A 19,627-nucleotide genomic window follows, 5' to 3' on the forward strand; every position below is an offset into this window, starting at 1 on the left:
TGCCCTCCCTCGGCCCCGCCCGTAGACCTGGTGATCCTAGCCAGCGGGCCGGGCGGCACAGGCGGATCGGGTCACCCCTTCACCGCACCCCCCAGCGCGAACCCGCCGCCCAGCCGCCGCGAGATCAGCACGTAAAGGAGGATCACCGGCGTCGAGTAGATGATCGAGAAAGCCGCCAACTGGCCGTAGATCACTGTGCCCTTGTTGCCGAAGAAGTCGTTGATGCTGACCGAAGCCGGCATCTGTTCCGGGGTGAGCAGCAGCATGAACGGGACGAAGAAATTGCCCCACATCATGACGAAGGAGAAGACCGTCACCACCGCCACCCCCGGGCCCATCAGGGGCAGCACGATGCGCAGCAGGGACTGGAACGACGACGCGCCGTCCGTCCACGCCGCCTCCTCGAGCTCCTTCGGTACGCCGTCCATGAAGTTCTTCATCAGCCAGATGGCGAAGGGGAGTTGGGACGCGGCGAAGAAGAAGATCGTGCCCTGCATCGTGTCGATCAGGTCGACCTGAACGAACAGCGCGTACACCGGGACCATGATCGCCGTGATCGGCAGGCTCGTCGCGAAGAGGATCGTCAGCATGAAGGGGCGGTTCAGGCGGGACTTGAAGCGGGAGAGCGGGTACGCGGCGAGTGCCGCGCAGACCACCGTCAGGAGGGTGCCGCCGCCGCACAGCAGCAGGCTGTTGAGGAGGGGCGTGAAGGTGATCTCGGGGGTCAGGACCGCGTCGTAGTTGTCCAGGGTGATGCCGTCGGGGACCTTCACCTTGAGGTCGGCCTTGGTGTCGAGCGAGGACAGGATCACCCAGGCCAACGGCAGGACGAACGTCGCCGCGACCACGAGCAGCCCCGCGTCCGCCGCGAGGCGCCGGCCCGCCCTGCGCGAACTCATGCTCCGTACAGACGTGTTGGCTGACACTCAGACCTCCGTGCGGAGCAGGCGCATGTAGACGAGGGAGAAGAGTGAGCCGACGATAAGGAGCAGAAGCGCCACCGCCGTGCCGTAACCGATCATGCTCTTCTGGAAGGCCTGTTCGTACATGAACAGGGGGAGCGTCTGGCTGCGGTTTCCCGGGCCGCCTCGTGTCATCACCCAGATCAGACCGAAGACGGACAGGGTCTGGAGGGTGTTCAGCATCAGGTTCGTGCCGATGGAGCGGCGGATCATCGGGAGCGTGATGTGCCACATGCGGCGCCAGCCGCCCGCGCCGTCCACCTGGGCCGCCTCGGTGATCTCCTTGGGGATCTCGTTCAGGGCCGCCGAGTAGACCAGCATCGAGAACGCCGTCCCCCGCCATACGTTGGCGAACGACACCGCCAGGATCGGCAGCGTGTACATCCAGTTCTGGGACGGGAGGCTGAGGAAGTCCAGGACCGCGTTCAGGGTGCCCTCGCGGCGGAAGAACGCGTACAGGAGGAAGGCCGCCACCACCTCGGGCAGCACCCACGCCGTGATCACGATCGCGCCGGTGACGGTGCGGACCGGCTTGGACGCCCGCTGCATCAGGGACGCGAGCGCGAGGCCGATGGTGTTCTGCCCGAGGATCGACGACACCAGCGTGAAGACCAGGGTCAGCCACACCGCGTTGAGGAACGCCTCGTCCCCGAAGGCCTTACGGAAGTTGTCGAACCCGACGAAACTCGACTCCGCCTGGCCGGTGAGCTGGAGGTCGGTGAAGGCGATGTAGGCGCAGTAGCCGATCGGCCCCGCCAGGAACAGCAGCAGGAGGATCACGGCGGGGGAGACGGGCAGCGCGCGGGACAGGGCCCGGCCCGTCAGCTTGGAGCGGGACGGGGGCCGCGCGGCCCCCGTCCCCGGAGTCTTGACGACGCCGCCGGGTCCGGCGGTGGGTGCGGTGGTCACCTCGGGGATCTCACTTCCCTTGCTTGCCTGCCGGATCTCGGACCCCGGCCTACTTCTCGATGACCTCGCCGTCCGTGGCGGCCTTGACCTCGTCGTCGTAGCCGCTCGCCGCGTCGGCCACGGACCCGTCGCCCGTCGTGACCTTCTCCATGGCCTCCTGCACCGCGGTGGAGACCTTCGGGTACGCCGGGTACGCGGGGCGGTAGTGCGTCGATTCCACCAGGTCGGTGAAGAACTTCAGGCCGGGCTGCGCCTTCAGGTAGGCGGGGTCGGCGGCGACGTCCTCGCGGACCGCGATGCCCGAGTTGGCCACGTACCACTTCTGGGCGTTGGCCTTGGTCTGCATCTGCTCGATGAACTTGAACGCCAGGTCCGGGTTGGACGCCTTGGACGGGATCGCCCAGGTCCAGCCGCCGGACATGCTCACCTTGCCGGGCGCCTCGCCGTTCTGCGTCGGCATATGGGCCAGGCCCAGCTTCTTGGACCACTCCGGCCACTCGTGACCCGCGCCCTTGCCCCAGTCCTGCGGCAGCCAGGAGCCGTCGAGGTTGATGCCGAGCTTGTCCTCGGGGAGCAGCTCGCCGCGTACCCGGGTGGCGAAGTTCGGGTCGAGGGCGTCGGAGACGTCAGGGCCGAGCTTCTCCTTGTAGACCGTCTCGACGAACTTCAGGGAGTCCTTGAAGCCCTGGCTGCCGGTGACCCACTTCTTCGACTTCGGGTCGTACATCGGGTCCTCGCCCGTGCCGTACAGGAGCATCTCCATGCCCTGCATGGTGGCCGCTTCGCCCGCGGGCTTGCCCGTGTAGACGTTCATGGGCGTGACGCCGGGGACCTTCTTCTTGATGGTGCGCGCCGCCTCGAGGATCTCGTCCCACGACTTGGGCTGCCAGTCGGCCGGCAGCCCGGCCTTCTTGAAGATGCTCTTGCTGAACCAGAGGCCGCGGGTGTCGGTGCCGTCCGGCACGCCGTACGTCTTTCCGTCCGCCGCCTTCGCCGCGGTCTTGGACGTGTCGATGAACTGGTCCCAGTCCTTCCACTTGTCGAGGTACTTGTCGAGCGGCTTCAAGTACCCGCTGGTGATGTCCGAGTTGATGAGGAAGGTGTCCTCGTAGACCAGGTCGGGAGCGGTCTTCGGGGAGCGCATCATCTGCTGGAGCTTGGTGTAGTACTCGGAGTCCGGTGCCTTGATCGGCACCAGCTTCACCTTCTTGCCGGGGTTCTCCTTCTCGAACTGCTTCTTGATGTCCGCCAGGAAGGTGTCCATGACCTTGACCTGGTTGTCCGTGGACTGCTTGAAGGAGACCTTCACGGTGTCCGGGTCGTCGCCGGAGTCCCCGCCGCACGCGGTGAGGGTGCCGGCGGCGAGAAGGGCGGTGGCGAGGAGCAGAGGGGTGGTGGGACGCACGGGCACGACCTCCTACTGGCCGACGCGGCCGGGTTACCACGCGGGGCGCAACGCGGGGCTGCCCGGTGAACGTAAGGGCGGGTTCGGAGCAAGGTCAATGCCCGTGCGTCGCCCCTTGTCATCAACGTGACAACGTTGTTATTGGAGGCGGCGCGCGGACACTCACGGGGATGCGGAGGGGTGGCAACCAGCGCGCACGCGCGGGTACTTGATGCGTCAGGCGTTCGACGTCAGCCAGCGGTAGGCGTACTCGGGGCGCCCGACGTGGCCGTACTGCGGGGTGCGGGCGGCGCGGCCCGTGGTGACCAGGTGCTCCAGGTAGCGGCGCGCGGTGATGCGGGAGATCCCCACGGTCTCGGCGGCGGCAGCGGCGGTGACGCCCTCGGGGGGCGCGTCGCGCAGCGTGCGGGTCACCCTCTCCAGGGTGGGGCCGCTGAGTCCTTTGGGCAGGGCGGCCGGGCCGGGCGCGCGCAGGGTGGCCAGGGCGCGGTCCACCTCGTCCTGGCCGGTGGCCTCGCCCGCCGCGGTGCGGAACTCGGCGTAACGGGTGAGGCGGTCGCGGAGGGTGGCGAAGGTGAAGGGCTTCAGCACGTACTGGATGACGCCGAGGGAGACGCCCTCGCGTACGACCGCGAGATCGCGGGCCGACGTGACGGCGATGACGTCCGTGCGGTGGCCCGCGGCGCGCAGGGTGCGGGCCAGTTGGAGGCCATGGCCGTCGGGGAGGTGCAGGTCCAGGAGGAGGAGATCGACCTCCGTACGGTCCAGGGCGCGTTTCGCCTCGGCCGCGCTGTGCGCCTTGCCCACGGCGTGGAAGCCGGGGATGCGGTTCACGTACAGCACGTGGGCGTCGGCGGCCACCTCGTCGTCTTCGACGACCAAGACCCGGATCGGCTCTGTCACTTGGTGCCTCCGTCTGCCACGTCCGGTGTGCTGGACGCCTCTTCATCGGCACCCGGCTCCTCATCGGCACCCGGCCTCGTGGGCACAAGGGCGGCGGCCGCCGTCCGCAGGTGCACCTCGAACTCCGCGCCGCCCCCGGGCGCCTCCCGCACCCTAAGCGTCCCCTCGTGCTTGGTCACCGTCTGGTGGACCAGGGCGAGGCCCAGACCGCGGCCCGCCGTGGCCTTCGTGGACCAGCCGCGCCGGAAGACCGCCTCCGTGTGCGCCGGGTCGACGCCGGGCCCCGTGTCGGACACCCGCAGCGTGAGTCCCGCCTCGTCCGCGCGTGCCGTCACCGTGACGCGGGCCGCGGGCGAGCCCTGGGCCGCGTCCACCGCGTTGTCGATCAGGTTGCCGAGGACCGTCACCAGATCGCGCGCGGGCAGATTCGCGGGCAGCATCCCGTCGTCGATGCTGCTGTCGGGAGACACGACGAGCTCCACGCCGTGTTCGTTCGCCTGGGCCGCCTTGCCCAGGAGCAGGGCCGCGAGCACCGGCTCGCTCACGGCCGCGACCACCTCGTCCGTCAGCGTCTGGGCCAGCTCCAGCTCGGCCGTGGCGAAGTCGACGGCCTCGTCCGCGCGGCCCAGCTCGATGAGCGAGACCACCGTGTGGAGGCGGTTCGCGGCCTCGTGGGCCTGCGAGCGCAGCGCCCGCGTGAAGCCGCGCTCCGAGTCGAGCTCGCCGGTCAGCGCCTGCAGCTCGGTGTGGTCACGCAACGTCACCACCGTGCCCCGGCGCTCGCCGCTCGACACGGGCGAGGTGTTCACCACGACCACCCGGTCCGCCGTCAGGTGCAGCTCGTCGACCCGCGGCTCGGCCGCGAGCAGCGCGCCCGTCAGCGGCGCGGGCAGGCCGAGCTCGGCGACGTTGCGGCCGACCAGGTCGCCCGACACGCCGAGCAGCTCGCGCCCCCCGTCGTTGATGAGCGCGATGCGCCGCTGGCCGTCCAGCATCAGGAGACCCTCGCGCACGGCGTGCAGCGCGGCCTCGTGGTAGTCGTGCATGCGGCTCAGCTCGGTGGCGTTCATGCCGTGGGTGTGGCGGCGCAGGCGGGCGTTGATCACGTACGTCCCGAGTCCGCCGAGCGCGAGCGCGCCGGCCGCGACGCCGAGCAGGGCGAGCAGCTGGCCGCGCGCCTTCTGGCTGATCTCCTCGATGGTGATGCCCGCGCTGACCAGGCCGGTGATCCGCCCGCTGCCGTCGTCGGCCAGGATCGGCGTGACCACGCGGACCGAGGGGCCGAGCGTCCCCGTGTAGGTCTCGGTGAAGGTCCTGCCCTTCAGCGCGTCGGCCCGGTGGCCGAGGAAGCGCTCGCCGATCTGCGCCTCGTCGGGGTGCGTCCAGCGGATGCCGTCCGGGTCCATGATCGTGACGAAGTCGACGCCGGTGTGCAGGCGTACGGCGGTGGCGTACGGCTGGAGGGTCCTCGTCGGGTCCTCGGCGAGCGCGGCCTCACGTACCGAAGGGGAGTCCGCAACCGCACGGGCCGCGGCCGTCGCCTGGCGGCGCGCGCCCTCCTCGGCCTGCTGCCGGTCGCTCAGGAACGTGAAGAGCGCGCATCCGGCCACCACGACGGTGACGAGCACGATCTGCATCGCGAAGAGCTGTCCGGCGAGGCTGCGTGGCCGGGGCGGACGGGCGAGGGACATGTGGCCAGTCTGCCTCTCCCCATAAGTGCGAACTAAATGAACGTAAGGGTGACCGCCCTCACAGGGCGAGAGATAGTCACCCGAGATTCGCCTGCCCAGGACGTGAGCCGCACGAGCCGCACGTACGGGCCGATCCAGGACGTGAGCCGCACGCACTGGCCGAAAACGCCGACGTAGTCGTTCAAGGAGGGCCCTCGTGGCCGACACCACCGACAGCCAGGTGGCCAAGGCTCCCGCAGCCAAGCGGGACCGCACCCACTATCTGTACATAGCCGTCATCATCGCCGTGGTCCTCGGTATCGGTGTCGGCCTGCTCTTCCCCGACTTCGCCACGGAGCTCAAGCCGATCGGCACCGGCTTCGTGAACCTGATCAAGATGATGATCTCGCCGATCATCTTCTGCACGATCGTCCTCGGCGTCGGCTCGGTCCGTAAGGCCGCCAAGGTCGGCAAGGTCGGTGGCCTCGCGCTCGCCTACTTCGTCGCGATGTCGGTCGTCGCGCTCGCCATCGGCCTGCTCGTCGGCAACATCCTGCACCCGGGCTCGGGCATGGACATCAGCGATTCCGACAAGGGCGCGGGCCACACCGCGGCCGACGAGGCGAACAAGGGTCTCGTCGACTTCGCGCTCGGCATCATCCCGAAGACGCTCGTCTCCGCCTTCACCGAGGGCGAGGTGCTGCAGACGCTGCTCGTCGCGCTCCTCGTGGGCTTCGCCCTGCAGGCCATGGGACGCTCCGGGGCGCCGGTCCTGCGGGGCATCGAGCACATTCAGAAGCTGGTCTTCCGGGTCCTCGGCATGATCATGTGGGCCGCTCCGGTCGGCGCGTTCGGCGCGATGGCGGCGGTGGTCGGCGAGACCGGCACGGACGCCCTGAAGGCCCTTGCCACGATCATGATCGGCTTCTACGTCACCTGCGCGCTGTTCATCCTGATCGTGCTCGGCGCGCTGCTGCGCCTGGTGACCGGGGTCAACCTCTTCAAGCTCCTGAAGTACCTGGGCCGCGAGTTCCTGCTGATCCTCTCCACCTCGTCCTCCGAGTCCGCGCTTCCGCGGCTCATCGCCAAGATGGAGCACCTGGGCGTCAGCCGCCCGGTCGTCGGCATCACCGTCCCGACGGGCTACTCGTTCAACCTCGACGGCACGATGATCTACCTGACGATGTCGTCGCTCTTCATCGCCGAGGCGATGGACCAGCCGCTCGGCGTGGGGGAGCAGATCTCCCTGCTCCTGTTCATGATGATCGCGTCCAAGGGCGCCGCGGGTGTCTCCGGTTCCGGCATCGCGGTCCTGGCCAGCGGCCTGCAGTCGCACAAGCCGGCCCTGGTGGACGGCGTCGGCCTGATCATCGGCGTCGACCGCTTCATGAGCGAGGCCCGCGCCCTGACCAACTTCGCGGGCAACGCGGTGGCCACGCTCCTGATCGGTACGTGGACCAAGGAGGTCGACCGGCAGCGGGTGGACGACGTCCTCGCCGGACGCCTGCCGTTCGACGAGAAGACGCTGCTCGACGACGGTGCTCCCGAGCGGGAGGACGCGGACCCGGACACGGTGGACGCCGTCCCGACACAGCCCGCCGGCAGCGAGAAGAAGTCCCTGACGGCCTAGCCGTCGACGGTCGCCGCTCTCCTGTCGGCGACCCTCGTCACCAGCTCGGTGGCTTGTGAGGCGGGCAGGCCCGCCGCGGTCAGAAACGTGATCGCGGTGGACCTGCCCGCCTTTTTCGCCGGTACGACACCGTCGTTGACGGCGTCCATCACGGCGAACAGGATCCCTTCGAGTGCCGCAGAGGTTCCGGAGGCTGCGGAGATCCCCGAGGCTGCGGAGGCCGCGGGGCGGCGGTAGGCATGGGGCGGCGCCCCGGATCCGGGGGCGGGTGCGGCGCCGTTCTGGCCTGAGCCGCCGCTTCGCGGCGGATGCTTACCCGCCCACCCACCCGATTGCCCCGTGGCGACGGTTGTTGCCCTACGTTCGGCACGAGCTGCGGGGTAATCGGGTGGGTGGGTGGGATAGATCCGCCGTGAAGCGGCGGGACGGTGAAGGCGGCGTCTCGCCCGGGGTGAGCTGCGGGGTAATCGGGTGGGTGGGTGGGATAGATCCGCCGTGAAGCGGCGGGACGGTGGAGGCGGCGTCCCGCCCGGGGCGAGCTGCGGGGTAAATGGGTCGGTGGGCGGGAAAGATCCGCCCGTGGAGCGGCGAACGGGTGGAGGCGGCGTGCCACCTGGTGCGCAAACGGGTGGGCGGGACGGTGAAGCCGGCGTCCCGTCCTGAGATGCGGGGAGGGCAACTTGCCGGAGAAGAATCGTGACTGCCTCGCCTGCGGGCTAGCCGACGGCACGGCACCGCTACCCGGCGGCACCCTGCTCCGCACCGCGCACTGGACCGTCGAGCACTGCACAGGACCCCTCGGCGTCGGCACCCTCATCGTCAAACCGCTGCGGCACATCACGGGCCTGCACGAGCTCGGCGTCGAGGAGGGCGCCGAGCTCGGTCCGTTGCTCACACGGGTAACCGCCTCCGTGCGCCAGGAAGTTGGCGACGAGTGCGAGCAGGTGTACGTCTGCCTCTGGTCCCACGCCGGGCGCGTACCCGGCCATGTGCACTTCGTCGTGCAGCCCGCCCGTACGCGTGACATCGACCGCCACGGCCATGTCTACGGCCCCGCCCTCCAGATGGCGATGTTCGCCGAGGGCGCCGAGCCGGAGCCGGAGCCGGGGGCGGTGGAGGAATTCTGCGGGCGGGTGCGGCGCGTGCTGGGTGAGGGTTCCGCCATCTAGGTGGGCGCGTGCGCAAACTGTTGACTCTTGTTCAAACCTGCCAGTAACTTCAGCGTTGCACCACTGAGAACCGCCGAAAGCCGCTGAAGCCTGCTCAAAACACCCCCACGGTACGGCTGTTGGCGCCCGCGGCTTGCTTGCTGCTCCTCTCCGGGAATGACCCCCCATCGGATTCAAAGGAGACTCCAGATGGTGATCCGCGCACGCGCCCTGCGCCTGGCAGCCGCCACTCTCGCCGCCGCAGGTACCGCCACCCTCGGCCTGGCCGCCGCTCCCGCCCAGGCGACCGGCGCCGACCCGCTCGACTATGTCGCCCTCGGCGACAGCTTCAGCGCCGGTTCCGGCGTCCTGCCCCTCGACGTGACCGCGCCCCTTCTCTGCGCTCGCTCGACGGCCAACTACCCGCACGTGACGGCCAAGCGGACCGGCGCCAGACTCACCGACGTGACCTGCGGCGGAGCCCAGACCAAGGACTTCGCGGGATCGCAGTACCCCGGTGTCGCGCCGCAGCTCGACGCCGTCAAGGCCGACACCGACGTCGTGACGCTGACCATCGGCGGCAATGACAACAACACCTTCATCAGCGCGATCCTCGCCTGCGGCTCCGCCGGAGTGCTCTCCGGCGGCAAGGGCAGCCCCTGCAAGGACGCCAACGGCGACAAGTTCACCAAGCAGATCGACGCGAGCACGTACCCGGCGCTGAAGACCGCCCTGCGAGCGGTCAAGGCCAAGGCCCCCAACGCGCGCGTCGGTGTGCTCGGCTACCCGTGGATCGTGCCGGAGAAGTCCGACCCCAGCTGCTTCGCCAAGATGCCGATCGCCACCGGTGACGTCCCTTACCTGCGGGACCTCCAGGCCCACCTGAACAAGGCCGTGCAGCGCGCCGCGTCCGAGACGGGGGCCACCTTCGTCGACATGGCCGCCGCCTCGGACGGCCACGACGCCTGCAAGCCGCTGGGCACGCGCTGGATCGAGCCGGTGCTGTTCGGCACCAACTTCGTGCCGGTGCACCCGAACGCCCTCGGCGAGTCCAGGATGGCCGACCAGGCCATCGGCGTACTGAAGCTGGGCTGACCAGCGAGTCGAGCGTCACAACTCGCCGCAGTCGTACGGTAGTTGCATGAGCGCCCCACGACACGTCGACTTCTGGTTCGACCCCGTCTGCCCCTACACCTGGCTGACCTCGCGGTGGCTCCGCGAGGTCGAGCGGGTGCGGGACGTCCGCGTGCGGTGGCGGGTGATGAGCCTCTCGGTGCTGAACGAACACCTCGACGTCGACCCCGAGGACCCCGACGGGCGATGGGGCGACTCCATGCGGGGTCCGGGCCGGGTCTGCGCGGCGGTGGCCGCGCGGCACGGGAGCGACGCGCTGGGCAGGTATCTCGACGCGCTCGGGGTGCGGCTGCACGAGCGGGGTGAGTGGGACGGTGCCGCGCGCGCACTCGCCGACGCCGGTCTGCCCACGGAGCTCGCGGCGGTGGCCTGGACGCAGGAGTACGACGAAGCCGTGCGGGCCTCGCACGAGGAGGGCATCGCGCTGGCCGGCCCCGACGTCGGGACGCCGGTCCTGTCCGTCCAGGGCGTGGGCGCCCTCTTCGGCCCGGTCGTCTCGCCTGCGCCGAAGGGTGAGGCGGCGGGGCGGCTGTGGGACGGGGTGGTGCTGATGGCGGGCGTCCAGAGCTTCTGCGAGCTGAAGCGGGCGTACGGCGATCTCGACTTCGGCTGATTCCGGGGCCGGCTGGCCGCGGAGCTCAAGTCCCCCCGCGTTACCGGGCTCATGTCCCCCGCGCTTCGGGGCCCAAGTCGCCCCCCACGCTTACCTTTTCGTAAGTACCTGACTATTTAGTCCGTACTTGTGAGGAGGCGGGCGCTCGCCAAGCATGGTCGACATGACGAACAAGCAGCACAAGACCTCAGTGACCGTTCTCGGCCTCGGCGCCATGGGCCAGGCCCTCGCCGGTGCTTTCCTCAAGGCCGGCCACCCCACCACCGTCTGGAACCGCACGCCCGGCAAGGGCGATGACCTCGTTTCCGCAGGGGCCACACTCACCTCCACCGCGGCCGAGGCCGTGCGCGCCTCGGACGTGGTGGTCGTCTGCCTCTACGACTACACCGTCTCGCAGGCCGTGCTCGACCCGCTCGCCGCGGAACTGCGGGGGCGCGCCCTGGTCAACCTCACCTCGGACACCCCGGAGCGCTCACGCGAGGCGGCGGCCTGGGCCGCCGGGCACGGCATCGACTACCTGGACGGCGCCATCCTCGTGCCGGTCACGGTCATCGGCACCGCTGACGCGCTGCTCTTCCACAGCGGCCCGAAGTCGGTGTACGAGCGGCACGAGAGCACGCTCGGGGTGCTCGGCGGCAACACCGTGTACCTCGGCGAGGACCACGGCCTCGCGGCCGTCTACGACAACGCCCTGCTCGACTTCTTCTGGACCAGCATGTCCGGCCTCGTGCACGCCTTCGCGCTGGCCGGGGCGGACGGCGTGAAGGGCGCGGAGCTGGCTCCGTACCTGAGCGCGCTGCTCTCCATCTTCCCGGAGGCCGTCGAGTCGACGGCGGTCGAGGTCGACTCCGGCGCGTACCCGGGCGACCAGGCCCCGCTGGTCACGGAGGCCGCCAACGTCGACCACATCATCCACGCCTCCGAGCACCGGGGCCTGGACGTGGGCGCCCTGAACGGCATGAAGGCCGTCCTTGACCGGGCCATCGCCAAGGGGTACGGCGCCGACGGCTGGACAGCCACGATTGAGGCCGTACGCGGCGCACGCTGAAGCGGCGTACGGTGAAAGTGACTGCCGTCACAGACCAGGAGCGGTGCGATGACCGGTGAACCGAGCTTCTTCGAGATCGGCGTCGAGGACCCGGAGCGGGGGCGGGCCTTCTACGGGGGGCTGCTCGGCTGGTCCTTCGAGCCGGGTCCCTCGGGCCAGGGGTACGTGATCGGGACCCCGGGTGTTTCCGGCGGCATGCACGGCGGTGACGCGGGGGCCGCGCCCTATCTCTTCTTCCAGGTGGACGACCTGGAGACGGCCCTGGCCAGGGTGATCCAACTGGGCGGCACGGTAGAGGCGCCCATCGGCGGCGAGAGTGACGAGTCCGACGCCGCCTTCGGCCGTTTCCGGCTCTGCAAGGACGACCAGGGCTCAACCTTCGGCCTGCACCAGCCGCCGAGGAGTCCCTGAGCCGGGCTGGCCTTGACGCCTGCGTCAAGGATTACCGTCGTACGCATGCGCATCGGCGAACTTGCGGAGCGGGTCGGCACCACCACGCGGACGCTTCGGTACTACGAGTCACGGGGGCTGCTGCCCGCTCGTCGCAGTGGCAACGGCTACCGCACCTACGACGAGGACGACGTGCGTCTCCTCGAGCAGATCAGGACCCTGCAGGACTTCGGGTTCGATCTGGAGGAGACGCGGCCGTTCGTGGAGTGTCTGCGTTCGGGGCATCCGGCGGGCGACTCCTGTCCTGCCTCACTCGACGTGTACCGCCGCAAGCTCGGTGAACTCGACGCTCTCATCAGCGAGTTGACGGAGGTGCGCGAACAGGTCGGGGCGCAGCTGGTGCGCGCCGAGGCGGCGGTCCCCGGGGGTCCGGAGCCCCGGTGCGGACTGACGGACTGACGGAGAGGGAGGGGCACGGTATGGCGATGGTCAAGGCGGACGGCGTGGCCGAGGTGACGGACGCGGACTTCGAGCGGGAGGTGCTCAAGGCGGAACTGCCGGTGCTCGTGGAGTTCGGGGCGGAGTGGTGCGGCCCGTGCCGGCAGCTCGCGCCGGTGCTGAGCGAGATCTCGCGCGAGGAGGCGGACCGGCTGAAGATCGTGCAGCTGGACGTGGACCACAACCCGGAGACGGCGATGGCGTACGGGATTCTCTCGGTACCGTCCCTCCTGGTGTTCCGGGGCGGAGAGCCGGTGAAGTCCATGGTGGGCGCGCGCCCCAAGCGCAAGCTCCTCGCCGAGCTCACGGAGGCCGAGGTGCTCTGAGCGCACCCGCCTCCGCCCCACGCGGAACACACGTGGAAAGAGAAATACCCCGGACGAATTGACGTCCGGGGTATTTCTTGGCGTATATTAGATCCTTTCGCGACCTCATACCCATCTGGGCATACCGGTATCGCGAGAATCTGTATAAGAGCACTGTAACTGGCGAGGGGCTGAATTGTCAACCGAGGAATTGCGGGAAGAGCAGCAATTCGTCTCCGGGCTGTACGCGCGCCTCGACGCGCTGCGCGAGGAGGCACAAGCCGCCGTGCAGGCGTCGTTGACGCAGGTCGGCAACGGTCTGCAGGCCAGGCTTGAGCGTGACGTCCTGGTGGCCGAGCGGTCCGGACTGCTGGCCGCCTTCGACGCGGGAGAGAACGGTCTTTGCTTCGGCAGGCTCGAATTCCGCGACGGCCGTGATCACCACATCGGACGCATCGGAATCCGCGCGTCCGACATCGAACGCACCCCGCTCGTGATCGATTGGCGAGCGGACGTCGCGCGTCCTTTCTATCTCGCCACCGGGCATACGCCGATGGGACTGCGCAGGCGCAGGCACATCACCACCGAGGGCCGCGACGTCACGGCCCTGCACGACGAGATCCTCGATCTCGGCGACACCACCCGCACCGGACACGAGGGTGCGGACGCCGACGAGGTGCTGCTCGCCGCGCTCGACTCGGCCCGCACCGGGCGCATGCACGACATCGTGCAGACCATCCAGGCCGAGCAGGACCGCATCATCCGGGCCCCGCACCACGGCGTACTCGTCGTCGAGGGCGGCCCCGGCACCGGCAAGACGGTCGTGGCGCTGCACCGTGCCGCCTTCCTCCTCTACGCCCACCGCCAGCTGCTCGCCAAGCGCGCGGTCCTGATCGTCGGCCCGAACCCCGCCTTCCTCGGCTACATCAGCGAGGTGCTGCCCGCGCTCGGCGAGACGGGCGTCCTCCTCTCGACGGTCGGCGAGCTGTTCCCCGGCGTGAGCGCCACCGGTACCGACACCCCCGAGGCGACCGAGATCAAGGGCCGCGCGGAGATGGCGGACGTGCTCGCCGCCGCCGTACGCGACCGGCAGCAGACCCCTGAGCCCGGCTCCCCGGTGATCATCGAGCACGACGACGGCGACCTCGTCCTGGACTGGACGATCGCGCAGGAAGCCCGGGAGGCGGCCCGCGAGGCGGACGTCCCGCACAACCTCGGCCGGCCGCACTTCGCCTTCCGCGTCATCGACATGCTCACCGAGCAGCTCGCCGAGCGGCTCGGCGCGGACCCGTACGGCGGCCCCAACTTCCTCGGCCCCGACGACATCGCCCAGCTCGGCAAGGCGATCGCCGCGAGCCCCGAAGTGCACGCGGCCATCGACGCGTTGTGGCCCCAGCTCACCCCGGAAGGCTTCCTCGCGGACTTCCTGGAGGAGCCGACGCCGCATCTGTCGGAGGAGGACGCCCTGCTGGTCCGGCGCCCGCGCGGTGCCGCCTGGACGGCCGCCGACGTCCCGCTGCTCGACGAGGCGGCCGAGCTGCTCGGCAACGACGACAGTGCGGCGAAGGCGATGGCGGAGGCCGAGCGCGCCAAGCAGATCGCCTACGCGCAGGGCGTGCTCGACGTGTCGTACGCGTCCCGGACCTACGAGTTCGAGGACAAGGACGACGACGAGTCCGAGGTCCTGCTGGCGCACGACATCATCGACGCCGAGCGGATGGCCGAGCGCCAGGAGGAGGCCGACCACCGCAGCGCCGCCGAGCGCGCGGCAGCCGACCGGACGTGGGCCTTCGGGCACATCATCGTCGACGAGGCGCAGGAACTGTCCGCGATGGCCTGGCGGTTGCTGATGCGGCGCTGCCCGACCCGCTCGATGACGCTGGTCGGCGACCCCGCGCAGACGGCCGAGGCCGGCGGCTGCGGCTCCTGGGAGTCGATCCTTTCGCCGTACGTCGACGACCGCTGGGAGTACACGCGGCTCGGCGTCAACTACCGCACGCCGGTGGAGATCATGGACGTGGCCGCCGAGGTGCCCCGCGTCGAGTACCCCGACTTCGCGCCGCCGAGTTCCGTGCGGTCCACCGGGGTGCACCCGTGGGCGCAGCGCACGGACGACCTCGCCGCGGCCGTGGCCGACGCGGTGACGGCCGAGGCACGGGACGAGGGCCGCCTCGCGGTGATCGCCCCGCGCGAGCTGCATGCCCAGCTCGCCGTAAAGCTCCCCGGTGTGACGGCCGGGGAGGCCCCGGACCTGACGCGGCCGGTCGTGCTTATCGACCCGCGTCAGGCGAAGGGCCTGGAGTTCGACACGGTCCTGGTGGTGGAGCCGGGCCGCTACGGCACGAGCGATCTGTACGTGGCCCTGACCCGGGCCACGCAGCGCCTCGGCATCCTGCACGCCGAGGCGTTGCCGGTGGCGCTCAAGCAGTTCGACTAGCTCACAGCCGACTGCTTCACGCAGGTCGCAGCCACACCGTGGCCAGCGGCGGCAGGGTGAGGCGCAGGGACGCCGGGCGGCCGTGCGACGCCACCGGCTCGGTCTTGACCGGGTCCGGGTTGGTGACGTCGCCGCCGCCGTAGCGTCCCGCGTCCGTGTTCAGGACCTCGTGCCAGGCGGTGAACTCGCCGGGTACGCCCAGGCGGTACTCGTGCCGCACCACCGGTGAGAAGTTCGAGACGGCCAGGAGAGGCGCCTCGTCCGTCTCCTCGGCGGCGTAACGCAGGAACGCGAAGACGTTGTCCTCGGCGGCGTCGCCCTCGACCCAGGCGAAGCCGCCCGGGTCCGTGTCGCGCTGCCAGAGCGACGGCTGGCCGCGGTAGACGGTGTTGAGGTCGCGCACGAGATCGCGTACGCCCCGGTGCTCGGCCTCCGCCCCGTACGCGGGATCGAGCAGCCACCAGTCGGGGCCGTGGCCCTCCGCCCACTCGGCGCCCTGCGCGAACTCCTGCCCCATGAAAAGGAGTTGCTTGCCGGGGTGGGCCCACATGAAGCCGAGGTAGGCCCGGTGGTTGGCGCGCTGCTGCCACCAGTCGCCGGGCATCTTCGACACCAGGGACTTCTTGCCGTGCACGACCTCGTCGTGCGAGATCGGCAGGACGTAGTTCTCGCTGTAGGCGTACACCATCGAGAACGTCATCTCGTTGTGGTGGAACTTGCGGTGCACGGGCTCCTTCGACACGTAGTCGAGGGAGTCGTGCATCCACCCCATGTTCCACTTCAGGCCGAAGCCGAGCCCGCCGAAGCCGCCGGGGCCCTGGTGGTGCGTCGAGCGGGTCACGCCGTCCCAGGCCGTGGACTCCTCGGCGATGGTGACGACGCCGGGGGCGCGACGGTAGACGGTGGCGTTCATCTCCTGGAGGAAGGCCACGGCGTCCAGGTTCTCGCGTCCGCCGTGCGCGTTCGGCGTCCACTCGCCGTCCTCGCGCGAGTAGTCCAGGTACAGCATGGAGGCGACGGCGTCGACGCGCAGGCCGTCGATGTGGAACTCCTCGCACCAGTAACTGGCGTTGGCGACAAGGAAGTTGCGCACTTCCTTGCGGCCGTAGTCGAACTCCAGGGTGCCCCAGTCGGGGTGCGCCGCCCGGCTCGGGTCCTCGTGCTCGTACAGCGTGCGGCCGTCGAACTCGGCGAGAGCCCAGTCGTCGCGCGGGAAGTGCGCGGGCACCCAGTCCATCAGGACGCCGATGCCCGCCCTGTGCAGCGCGTCGACGAGGTACTTGAAGTCGTCCGGCGTGCCGAGGCGGGCCGTGGGCGCGTAGAAGCCGGTGACCTGATATCCCCACGAGCCGCCGAAGGGATGCTCGGCGACCGGCATCAGCTCGACGTGCGTGAACCCCAGGTCGGTGACGTACGCGGGCAGCTGCTCGGCGAGTTGGCGGTACGTCAGACCCGGTCGCCAGGACGCCAGATGGACCTCGTACACGGAGAAGGGAGCCTGGTGGACGGGCACCTCCGCCCGCCGGACCAGCCACTCCGCGTCACGCCACTCGTGATGCGACTCGTGCACGACCGAGGAGTTCGCGGGCGGCGCCTCCGTGCGGCGCGCGAGCGGGTCGGCGCGGTGCGTCTTCGTGCCGTCGGGCCGGGTGATCTCGTACTTGTAGAGCTCGCCCTCGCCCACGGACGGCACGAACAGCTCCCAGACGCCGCTGCCGCCGAGCGAGCGCATCGGGAAACCCGTCCCGTCCCAGAAGTTGAAGCTCCCCACCACGCGCACGCCCAGGGCGTTGGGCGCCCACACCGTGAAGCGGGTCCCGGTCGCTCCCTCGTGCACCATCGGGTGTGACCCCAGCGCGTGCCACAGCTGCTCGTGCCTGCCCTCGCCGATCAGATGCAGGTCGAACTCGCCGAGTGCGGGCAGGAAGCGGTACGCGTCGTGGATCTCCAGTTCGGCGTCCTCGTACGTGACGTGGAGCCGGTAGTCCTCGGGGACCTCGCGCAGCGGGAGCACCCCGGAGAAGAACCCGTCCCCGTCGTCCCGGAGCTCCGCCCGCAGATCCTTGGCGACGACGGTGACGGAACGGGCGTACGGCCGCAGCGCGCGGAAGGCGATGCCCTCGCGCACGACGTGGGCGCCGAGCACCCCGTGCGGGTCGTGGTGGGTGCCGGCCAGGAGGCGGGCACGGTCCTCCTGCGAGACGGGCGACTCGGGGCGGACGGCCGGTGGCTCCGCTGCCTGCTTCGGCGTCTTCGGCTGCTTCTGCCGGGGCGGCTCGGGTTTCCGGCCTCCGGCCTCCGGCTTCCGCTTGCCCTTCTTGCTGGCCTCGTCGGACGGTTTGCGCGGCTGCGGGCGGGGGGTCACGGGGGAGCCTCCTCGGCGATGGCAGGTCAGTGGGGTTCGGTGGCGGGGCCGTTCGTGGCGAGGCGTTTGATCGCGGCAAGGGGGACGGGGAGCCAGTCGGGGCGGTGGCGGGCCTCGTACAGCACCTCGTAGACCGCCTTGTCCGTTTCGTAGGCGCGCAGCAGAACCGGGTCCATGCGCGGATCGCGGCCGGCGACCTCCGCGTACCCCGCGCAGTACGCCGCCCGGCAGTCGCCCGCCCAGTCGGGGGCCCACGGCTCGTGGGAGCGCGCCGCGTAGTCGAAGGACCGGAGCATGCCCGCCACGTCGCGTATGGGAGGCTGCGGCATCCTGCGTTCGGCGAGCGGGCGCGACGGCTCACCCTCGAAGTCGATCAGTGACCACTCCCCGGCGGGCGAGCGCAGGCACTGCCCCAGGTGCAGGTCCCCGTGGATGCGCTGGGCCGTCCAGGTCTCCTCGCCCCGCCCCAGGTCGGCGAGCGCCTCGTAGGTGGTGTGCAGCGCGGGGGCGTACGGCTGCAGGGCGGGCACCGCCCCGGCCGCCGTGGCCAGGCGGTCGGCCATGCCCTCGGCGATCAGCTCCATCTGGACGCGGCCCAGCGTGACGGTGGGCAGGGCGCGGGCCAGCGCCTTGTGTACCTCGGCGGTCGCCCGGCCGAGCTCCCGCGCCTCGCCGCTGAAGTCCCGCCCCGCGGCCAGCTCTTCGAGGGCCAGCTCCCAGCCGTCCACCGTGCCCTTCAGGTAGGGCTGGAGCACGCCGAGGACGCTCACGTCGTCCCCCGTGTCCGCGAGGAACCAGGCGGCGGGCGGGGGGACCTGCGCACAGCCTTCGCGGGACAGCACCAGGGGCAGCTCCAGGTCCGGGTTGGACCCGGGCACGATGCGGCGGAACAGCTTCAGGATGTACGTGTCGCCGTACACCAGTGAGGAGTTGGACTGTTCGGCGGCGAGGACGCGCGGTGCGAGATCCGCGCCTATGTCCTTGCGCCGGTCGCGCTCGAAACGCAGCTTGCCGACGCGTGCCTGGATGCGCAGCGCCTCAAGGAGGAAACCGGACATCCGGGAGTCGTGCAGCGCCTCGTAGACCGTGAACCCGTTGAGCGGCCCGCGCGTCACATGGCCGATCAGCGCGCGAGCGAGCCGGGGCGGCAGCTCGCGCCGCACACCGAGCAGGAGTTGGTAGCAGTCGGCGGGCGGCGGGGGCGCGCCGCCCGCCTGTCCCGGCACCTGGGGCTGCCGGACCTCCACGATCAGGTGCAGGAGCCCCGACTCGGAGGTGGGTGGCAGCAGTTCGGTCGCCGTGACAACGGTGAAGTCGGTGATGGGGCGGCCTTTGCCCGCGAACCAGCGCTGTCGTGGCAGCCACGCGCGCAACAGCGGATCGAGCGAGGCGAGCAGTGCGTCCGCGGTGATGCCCGGGCGGGTGACGGCTTCCGACATGGCGTCGCGTCCTTTCCGCGGTGCGGACAAGGGAGGAGTGCGGGAGTGCCGGTTGTGCGGGGAGAGTTCCCAGGGCGGGGCGGTGGAAACCGCCCCGCCCAGGAATGACGGGGGTGGAGCCTACGCCTGGTCCTTGCGCAGCCGGAACCAGTAGAAGCCATGTCCGGCCAGAGTCAACAGATAGGGCAGTTCACCGATGGCCGGGAAACGCACCCCGCCGATCAGCTCCACCGGGTGCCGGCCGTTGAAGGTCTGCAGATCCAACTCCGTGGGCTGCGCGAACCGCGAGAAGTTGTGCACGCAGAGCACCAGGTCGTCTTTGTACTCGCGCAGGAAAGCGATCACCGCCGGATTCGACGACGGAAGCTCCGTGTACGAGCCGAGTCCGAAGGCGGGGTTCTGTTTGCGGATCTCGATCATCCTGCGGGTCCAGTGCAGGAGGGAGGAGGGGGACGACATGGAGGCTTCGACGTTGGTGACCTGGTAGCCGTAGACGGGGTCCATGATCGCGGGGAGGTAGAGCCGCCCCGGGTCGCAGGAGGAGAAGCCGCCGTTGCGGTCGGGCGTCCATTGCATGGGGGTGCGGACGGCGTCGCGGTCGCCGAGCCAGATGTTGTCGCCCATGCCGATCTCGTCGCCGTAGTAGAGGATCGGCGATCCGGGCAGCGAGAGGAGCAGTGCGGTGAAGAGTTCGATCTGGTTGCGGTCGTTGTCCAGGAGGGTGGCCAGGCGGCGGCGGATGCCGATGTTGGCGCGCATGCGCGGGTCTTT

General features: G+C 70.1%; 18 protein-coding genes. 9 read left to right on the top strand and 9 right to left on the bottom strand.

Annotation, left to right across the window (positions count from 1 at the left end):
- Nucleotides 1-71 precede the first annotated feature (71 nt).
- From ACZ5U5_RS36415 to ACZ5U5_RS36435, 5 genes are all read right to left on the bottom strand, one after another.
- Nucleotides 72-899 (bottom strand): carbohydrate ABC transporter permease, encoded by an 828-nt coding sequence (locus ACZ5U5_RS36415; protein WP_469030558.1) that lies wholly within the window; start codon nt 897-899, stop codon nt 72-74.
- Between the two features lie 27 nt (nt 900-926).
- Nucleotides 927-1,787: a carbohydrate ABC transporter permease gene (locus ACZ5U5_RS36420; RefSeq protein WP_469030645.1), complete on the bottom strand. Its 861-nt coding sequence runs from the start codon at nt 1,785-1,787 to the stop codon at nt 927-929.
- Nucleotides 1,788-1,920: 133 nt separating this feature from the next.
- Complete coding sequence (locus ACZ5U5_RS36425; RefSeq protein WP_469030561.1) at nt 1,921-3,282, bottom strand: extracellular solute-binding protein; 1,362 nt, start codon at nt 3,280-3,282, stop codon at nt 1,921-1,923.
- A 210-nt stretch (nt 3,283-3,492) separates the two neighbouring features.
- The gene (locus ACZ5U5_RS36430) at nt 3,493-4,179 is read right to left on the bottom strand and encodes a response regulator (protein WP_469030564.1); all 687 of its coding nucleotides are present in this window, start codon (nt 4,177-4,179) and stop codon (nt 3,493-3,495) included.
- Nucleotides 4,176-5,870, bottom strand: a complete 1,695-nt coding sequence (locus tag ACZ5U5_RS36435) for a sensor histidine kinase (protein ID WP_469030566.1) — start codon at nt 5,868-5,870, stop codon at nt 4,176-4,178. The genes ACZ5U5_RS36430 and ACZ5U5_RS36435 overlap by 4 nt, the downstream gene beginning before the upstream one ends.
- Nucleotides 5,871-6,066: 196 nt before the next feature.
- Between ACZ5U5_RS36435 and ACZ5U5_RS36440 the strand changes: the two genes are divergently transcribed.
- Entirely contained in the window at nt 6,067-7,479 is a 1,413-nt protein-coding gene (locus ACZ5U5_RS36440; protein ID WP_469030568.1) for a cation:dicarboxylate symporter family transporter, read from the top strand.
- Here ACZ5U5_RS36440 and ACZ5U5_RS36445 read toward each other — a convergent pair.
- Entirely contained in the window at nt 7,476-7,631 is a 156-nt protein-coding gene (locus ACZ5U5_RS36445) for a hypothetical protein (RefSeq protein ID WP_469030571.1), read from the bottom strand. The genes ACZ5U5_RS36440 and ACZ5U5_RS36445 overlap by 4 nt on opposite strands.
- A gap of 528 nt (nt 7,632-8,159) precedes the next feature.
- Between ACZ5U5_RS36445 and ACZ5U5_RS36450 the strand changes: the two genes are divergently transcribed.
- From ACZ5U5_RS36450 to ACZ5U5_RS36485, 8 genes are all read left to right on the top strand, one after another.
- Entirely contained in the window at nt 8,160-8,648 is a 489-nt protein-coding gene (locus ACZ5U5_RS36450) for an HIT family protein (protein WP_469030573.1), read from the top strand.
- A gap of 189 nt (nt 8,649-8,837) precedes the next feature.
- The gene (locus ACZ5U5_RS36455; RefSeq protein WP_469030576.1) at nt 8,838-9,722 is read left to right on the top strand and encodes an SGNH/GDSL hydrolase family protein; all 885 of its coding nucleotides are present in this window, start codon (nt 8,838-8,840) and stop codon (nt 9,720-9,722) included.
- A 46-nt stretch (nt 9,723-9,768) separates the two neighbouring features.
- Nucleotides 9,769-10,374 carry a mycothiol-dependent nitroreductase Rv2466c family protein gene (locus ACZ5U5_RS36460; RefSeq protein WP_469030578.1) on the top strand — a complete coding sequence of 202 codons (606 nt, stop codon included), beginning with the start codon at nt 9,769-9,771 and terminating at the stop codon, nt 10,372-10,374.
- 163 nt (nt 10,375-10,537) lie between these two features.
- Nucleotides 10,538-11,422 carry an NAD(P)-dependent oxidoreductase gene (locus tag ACZ5U5_RS36465; RefSeq protein ID WP_469030581.1) on the top strand — a complete coding sequence of 295 codons (885 nt, stop codon included), beginning with the start codon at nt 10,538-10,540 and terminating at the stop codon, nt 11,420-11,422.
- Nucleotides 11,423-11,470: 48 nt separating this feature from the next.
- On the top strand, nt 11,471-11,833 hold the full coding sequence (locus tag ACZ5U5_RS36470) for a VOC family protein (protein WP_469030583.1): 363 nt from the start codon (nt 11,471-11,473) through the stop codon (nt 11,831-11,833).
- 45 nt (nt 11,834-11,878) lie between these two features.
- Nucleotides 11,879-12,271, top strand: coding sequence for a MerR family transcriptional regulator (locus tag ACZ5U5_RS36475; protein WP_469030586.1), 393 nt, complete (start codon nt 11,879-11,881; stop codon nt 12,269-12,271).
- A gap of 26 nt (nt 12,272-12,297) precedes the next feature.
- The gene (trxA, locus tag ACZ5U5_RS36480; protein WP_469030648.1) at nt 12,298-12,636 is read left to right on the top strand and encodes a thioredoxin; all 339 of its coding nucleotides are present in this window, start codon (nt 12,298-12,300) and stop codon (nt 12,634-12,636) included.
- A gap of 175 nt (nt 12,637-12,811) precedes the next feature.
- The gene (locus tag ACZ5U5_RS36485; protein ID WP_469030588.1) at nt 12,812-15,052 is read left to right on the top strand and encodes a HelD family protein; all 2,241 of its coding nucleotides are present in this window, start codon (nt 12,812-12,814) and stop codon (nt 15,050-15,052) included.
- A gap of 16 nt (nt 15,053-15,068) precedes the next feature.
- Here ACZ5U5_RS36485 and glgB read toward each other — a convergent pair whose 3' ends face one another.
- From glgB to ACZ5U5_RS36500, 3 genes are all read right to left on the bottom strand, one after another.
- Entirely contained in the window at nt 15,069-17,417 is a 2,349-nt protein-coding gene (gene glgB / locus ACZ5U5_RS36490; RefSeq protein WP_469030591.1) for a 1,4-alpha-glucan branching enzyme, read from the bottom strand.
- Nucleotides 17,418-17,443: 26 nt separating this feature from the next.
- Nucleotides 17,444-18,856 (bottom strand): maltokinase N-terminal cap-like domain-containing protein, encoded by a 1,413-nt coding sequence (locus tag ACZ5U5_RS36495; protein WP_469030593.1) that lies wholly within the window; start codon nt 18,854-18,856, stop codon nt 17,444-17,446.
- A 120-nt stretch (nt 18,857-18,976) separates the two neighbouring features.
- Nucleotides 18,977-19,627 (bottom strand): alpha-glucosidase C-terminal domain-containing protein (locus ACZ5U5_RS36500; protein WP_469030596.1); only part of this gene is annotated, 651 nt, incomplete at its 5' end.

The organism is Streptomyces sp. NPDC033177 (genome assembly GCF_055577715.1).

Coding starts and splice junctions, on each gene's coding strand:
- ACZ5U5_RS36460 (WP_469030578.1), top strand. CDS start 9,769: ATGAGCGCCCCACGACACGTCGACTTCTGGTTCGACCCCGTCTGCCCC.
- ACZ5U5_RS36415 (WP_469030558.1), bottom strand. CDS start 899: ATGAGTTCGCGCAGGGCGGGCCGGCGCCTCGCGGCGGACGCGGGGCTG.
- ACZ5U5_RS36475 (WP_469030586.1), top strand. CDS start 11,879: ATGCGCATCGGCGAACTTGCGGAGCGGGTCGGCACCACCACGCGGACG.
- ACZ5U5_RS36435 (WP_469030566.1), bottom strand. CDS start 5,870: ATGTCCCTCGCCCGTCCGCCCCGGCCACGCAGCCTCGCCGGACAGCTC.
- ACZ5U5_RS36455 (WP_469030576.1), top strand. CDS start 8,838: ATGGTGATCCGCGCACGCGCCCTGCGCCTGGCAGCCGCCACTCTCGCC.
- trxA (WP_469030648.1), top strand. CDS start 12,298: ATGGTCAAGGCGGACGGCGTGGCCGAGGTGACGGACGCGGACTTCGAG.
- ACZ5U5_RS36470 (WP_469030583.1), top strand. CDS start 11,471: ATGACCGGTGAACCGAGCTTCTTCGAGATCGGCGTCGAGGACCCGGAG.
- ACZ5U5_RS36495 (WP_469030593.1), bottom strand. CDS start 18,856: ATGTCGGAAGCCGTCACCCGCCCGGGCATCACCGCGGACGCACTGCTC.
- ACZ5U5_RS36465 (WP_469030581.1), top strand. CDS start 10,538: ATGACGAACAAGCAGCACAAGACCTCAGTGACCGTTCTCGGCCTCGGC.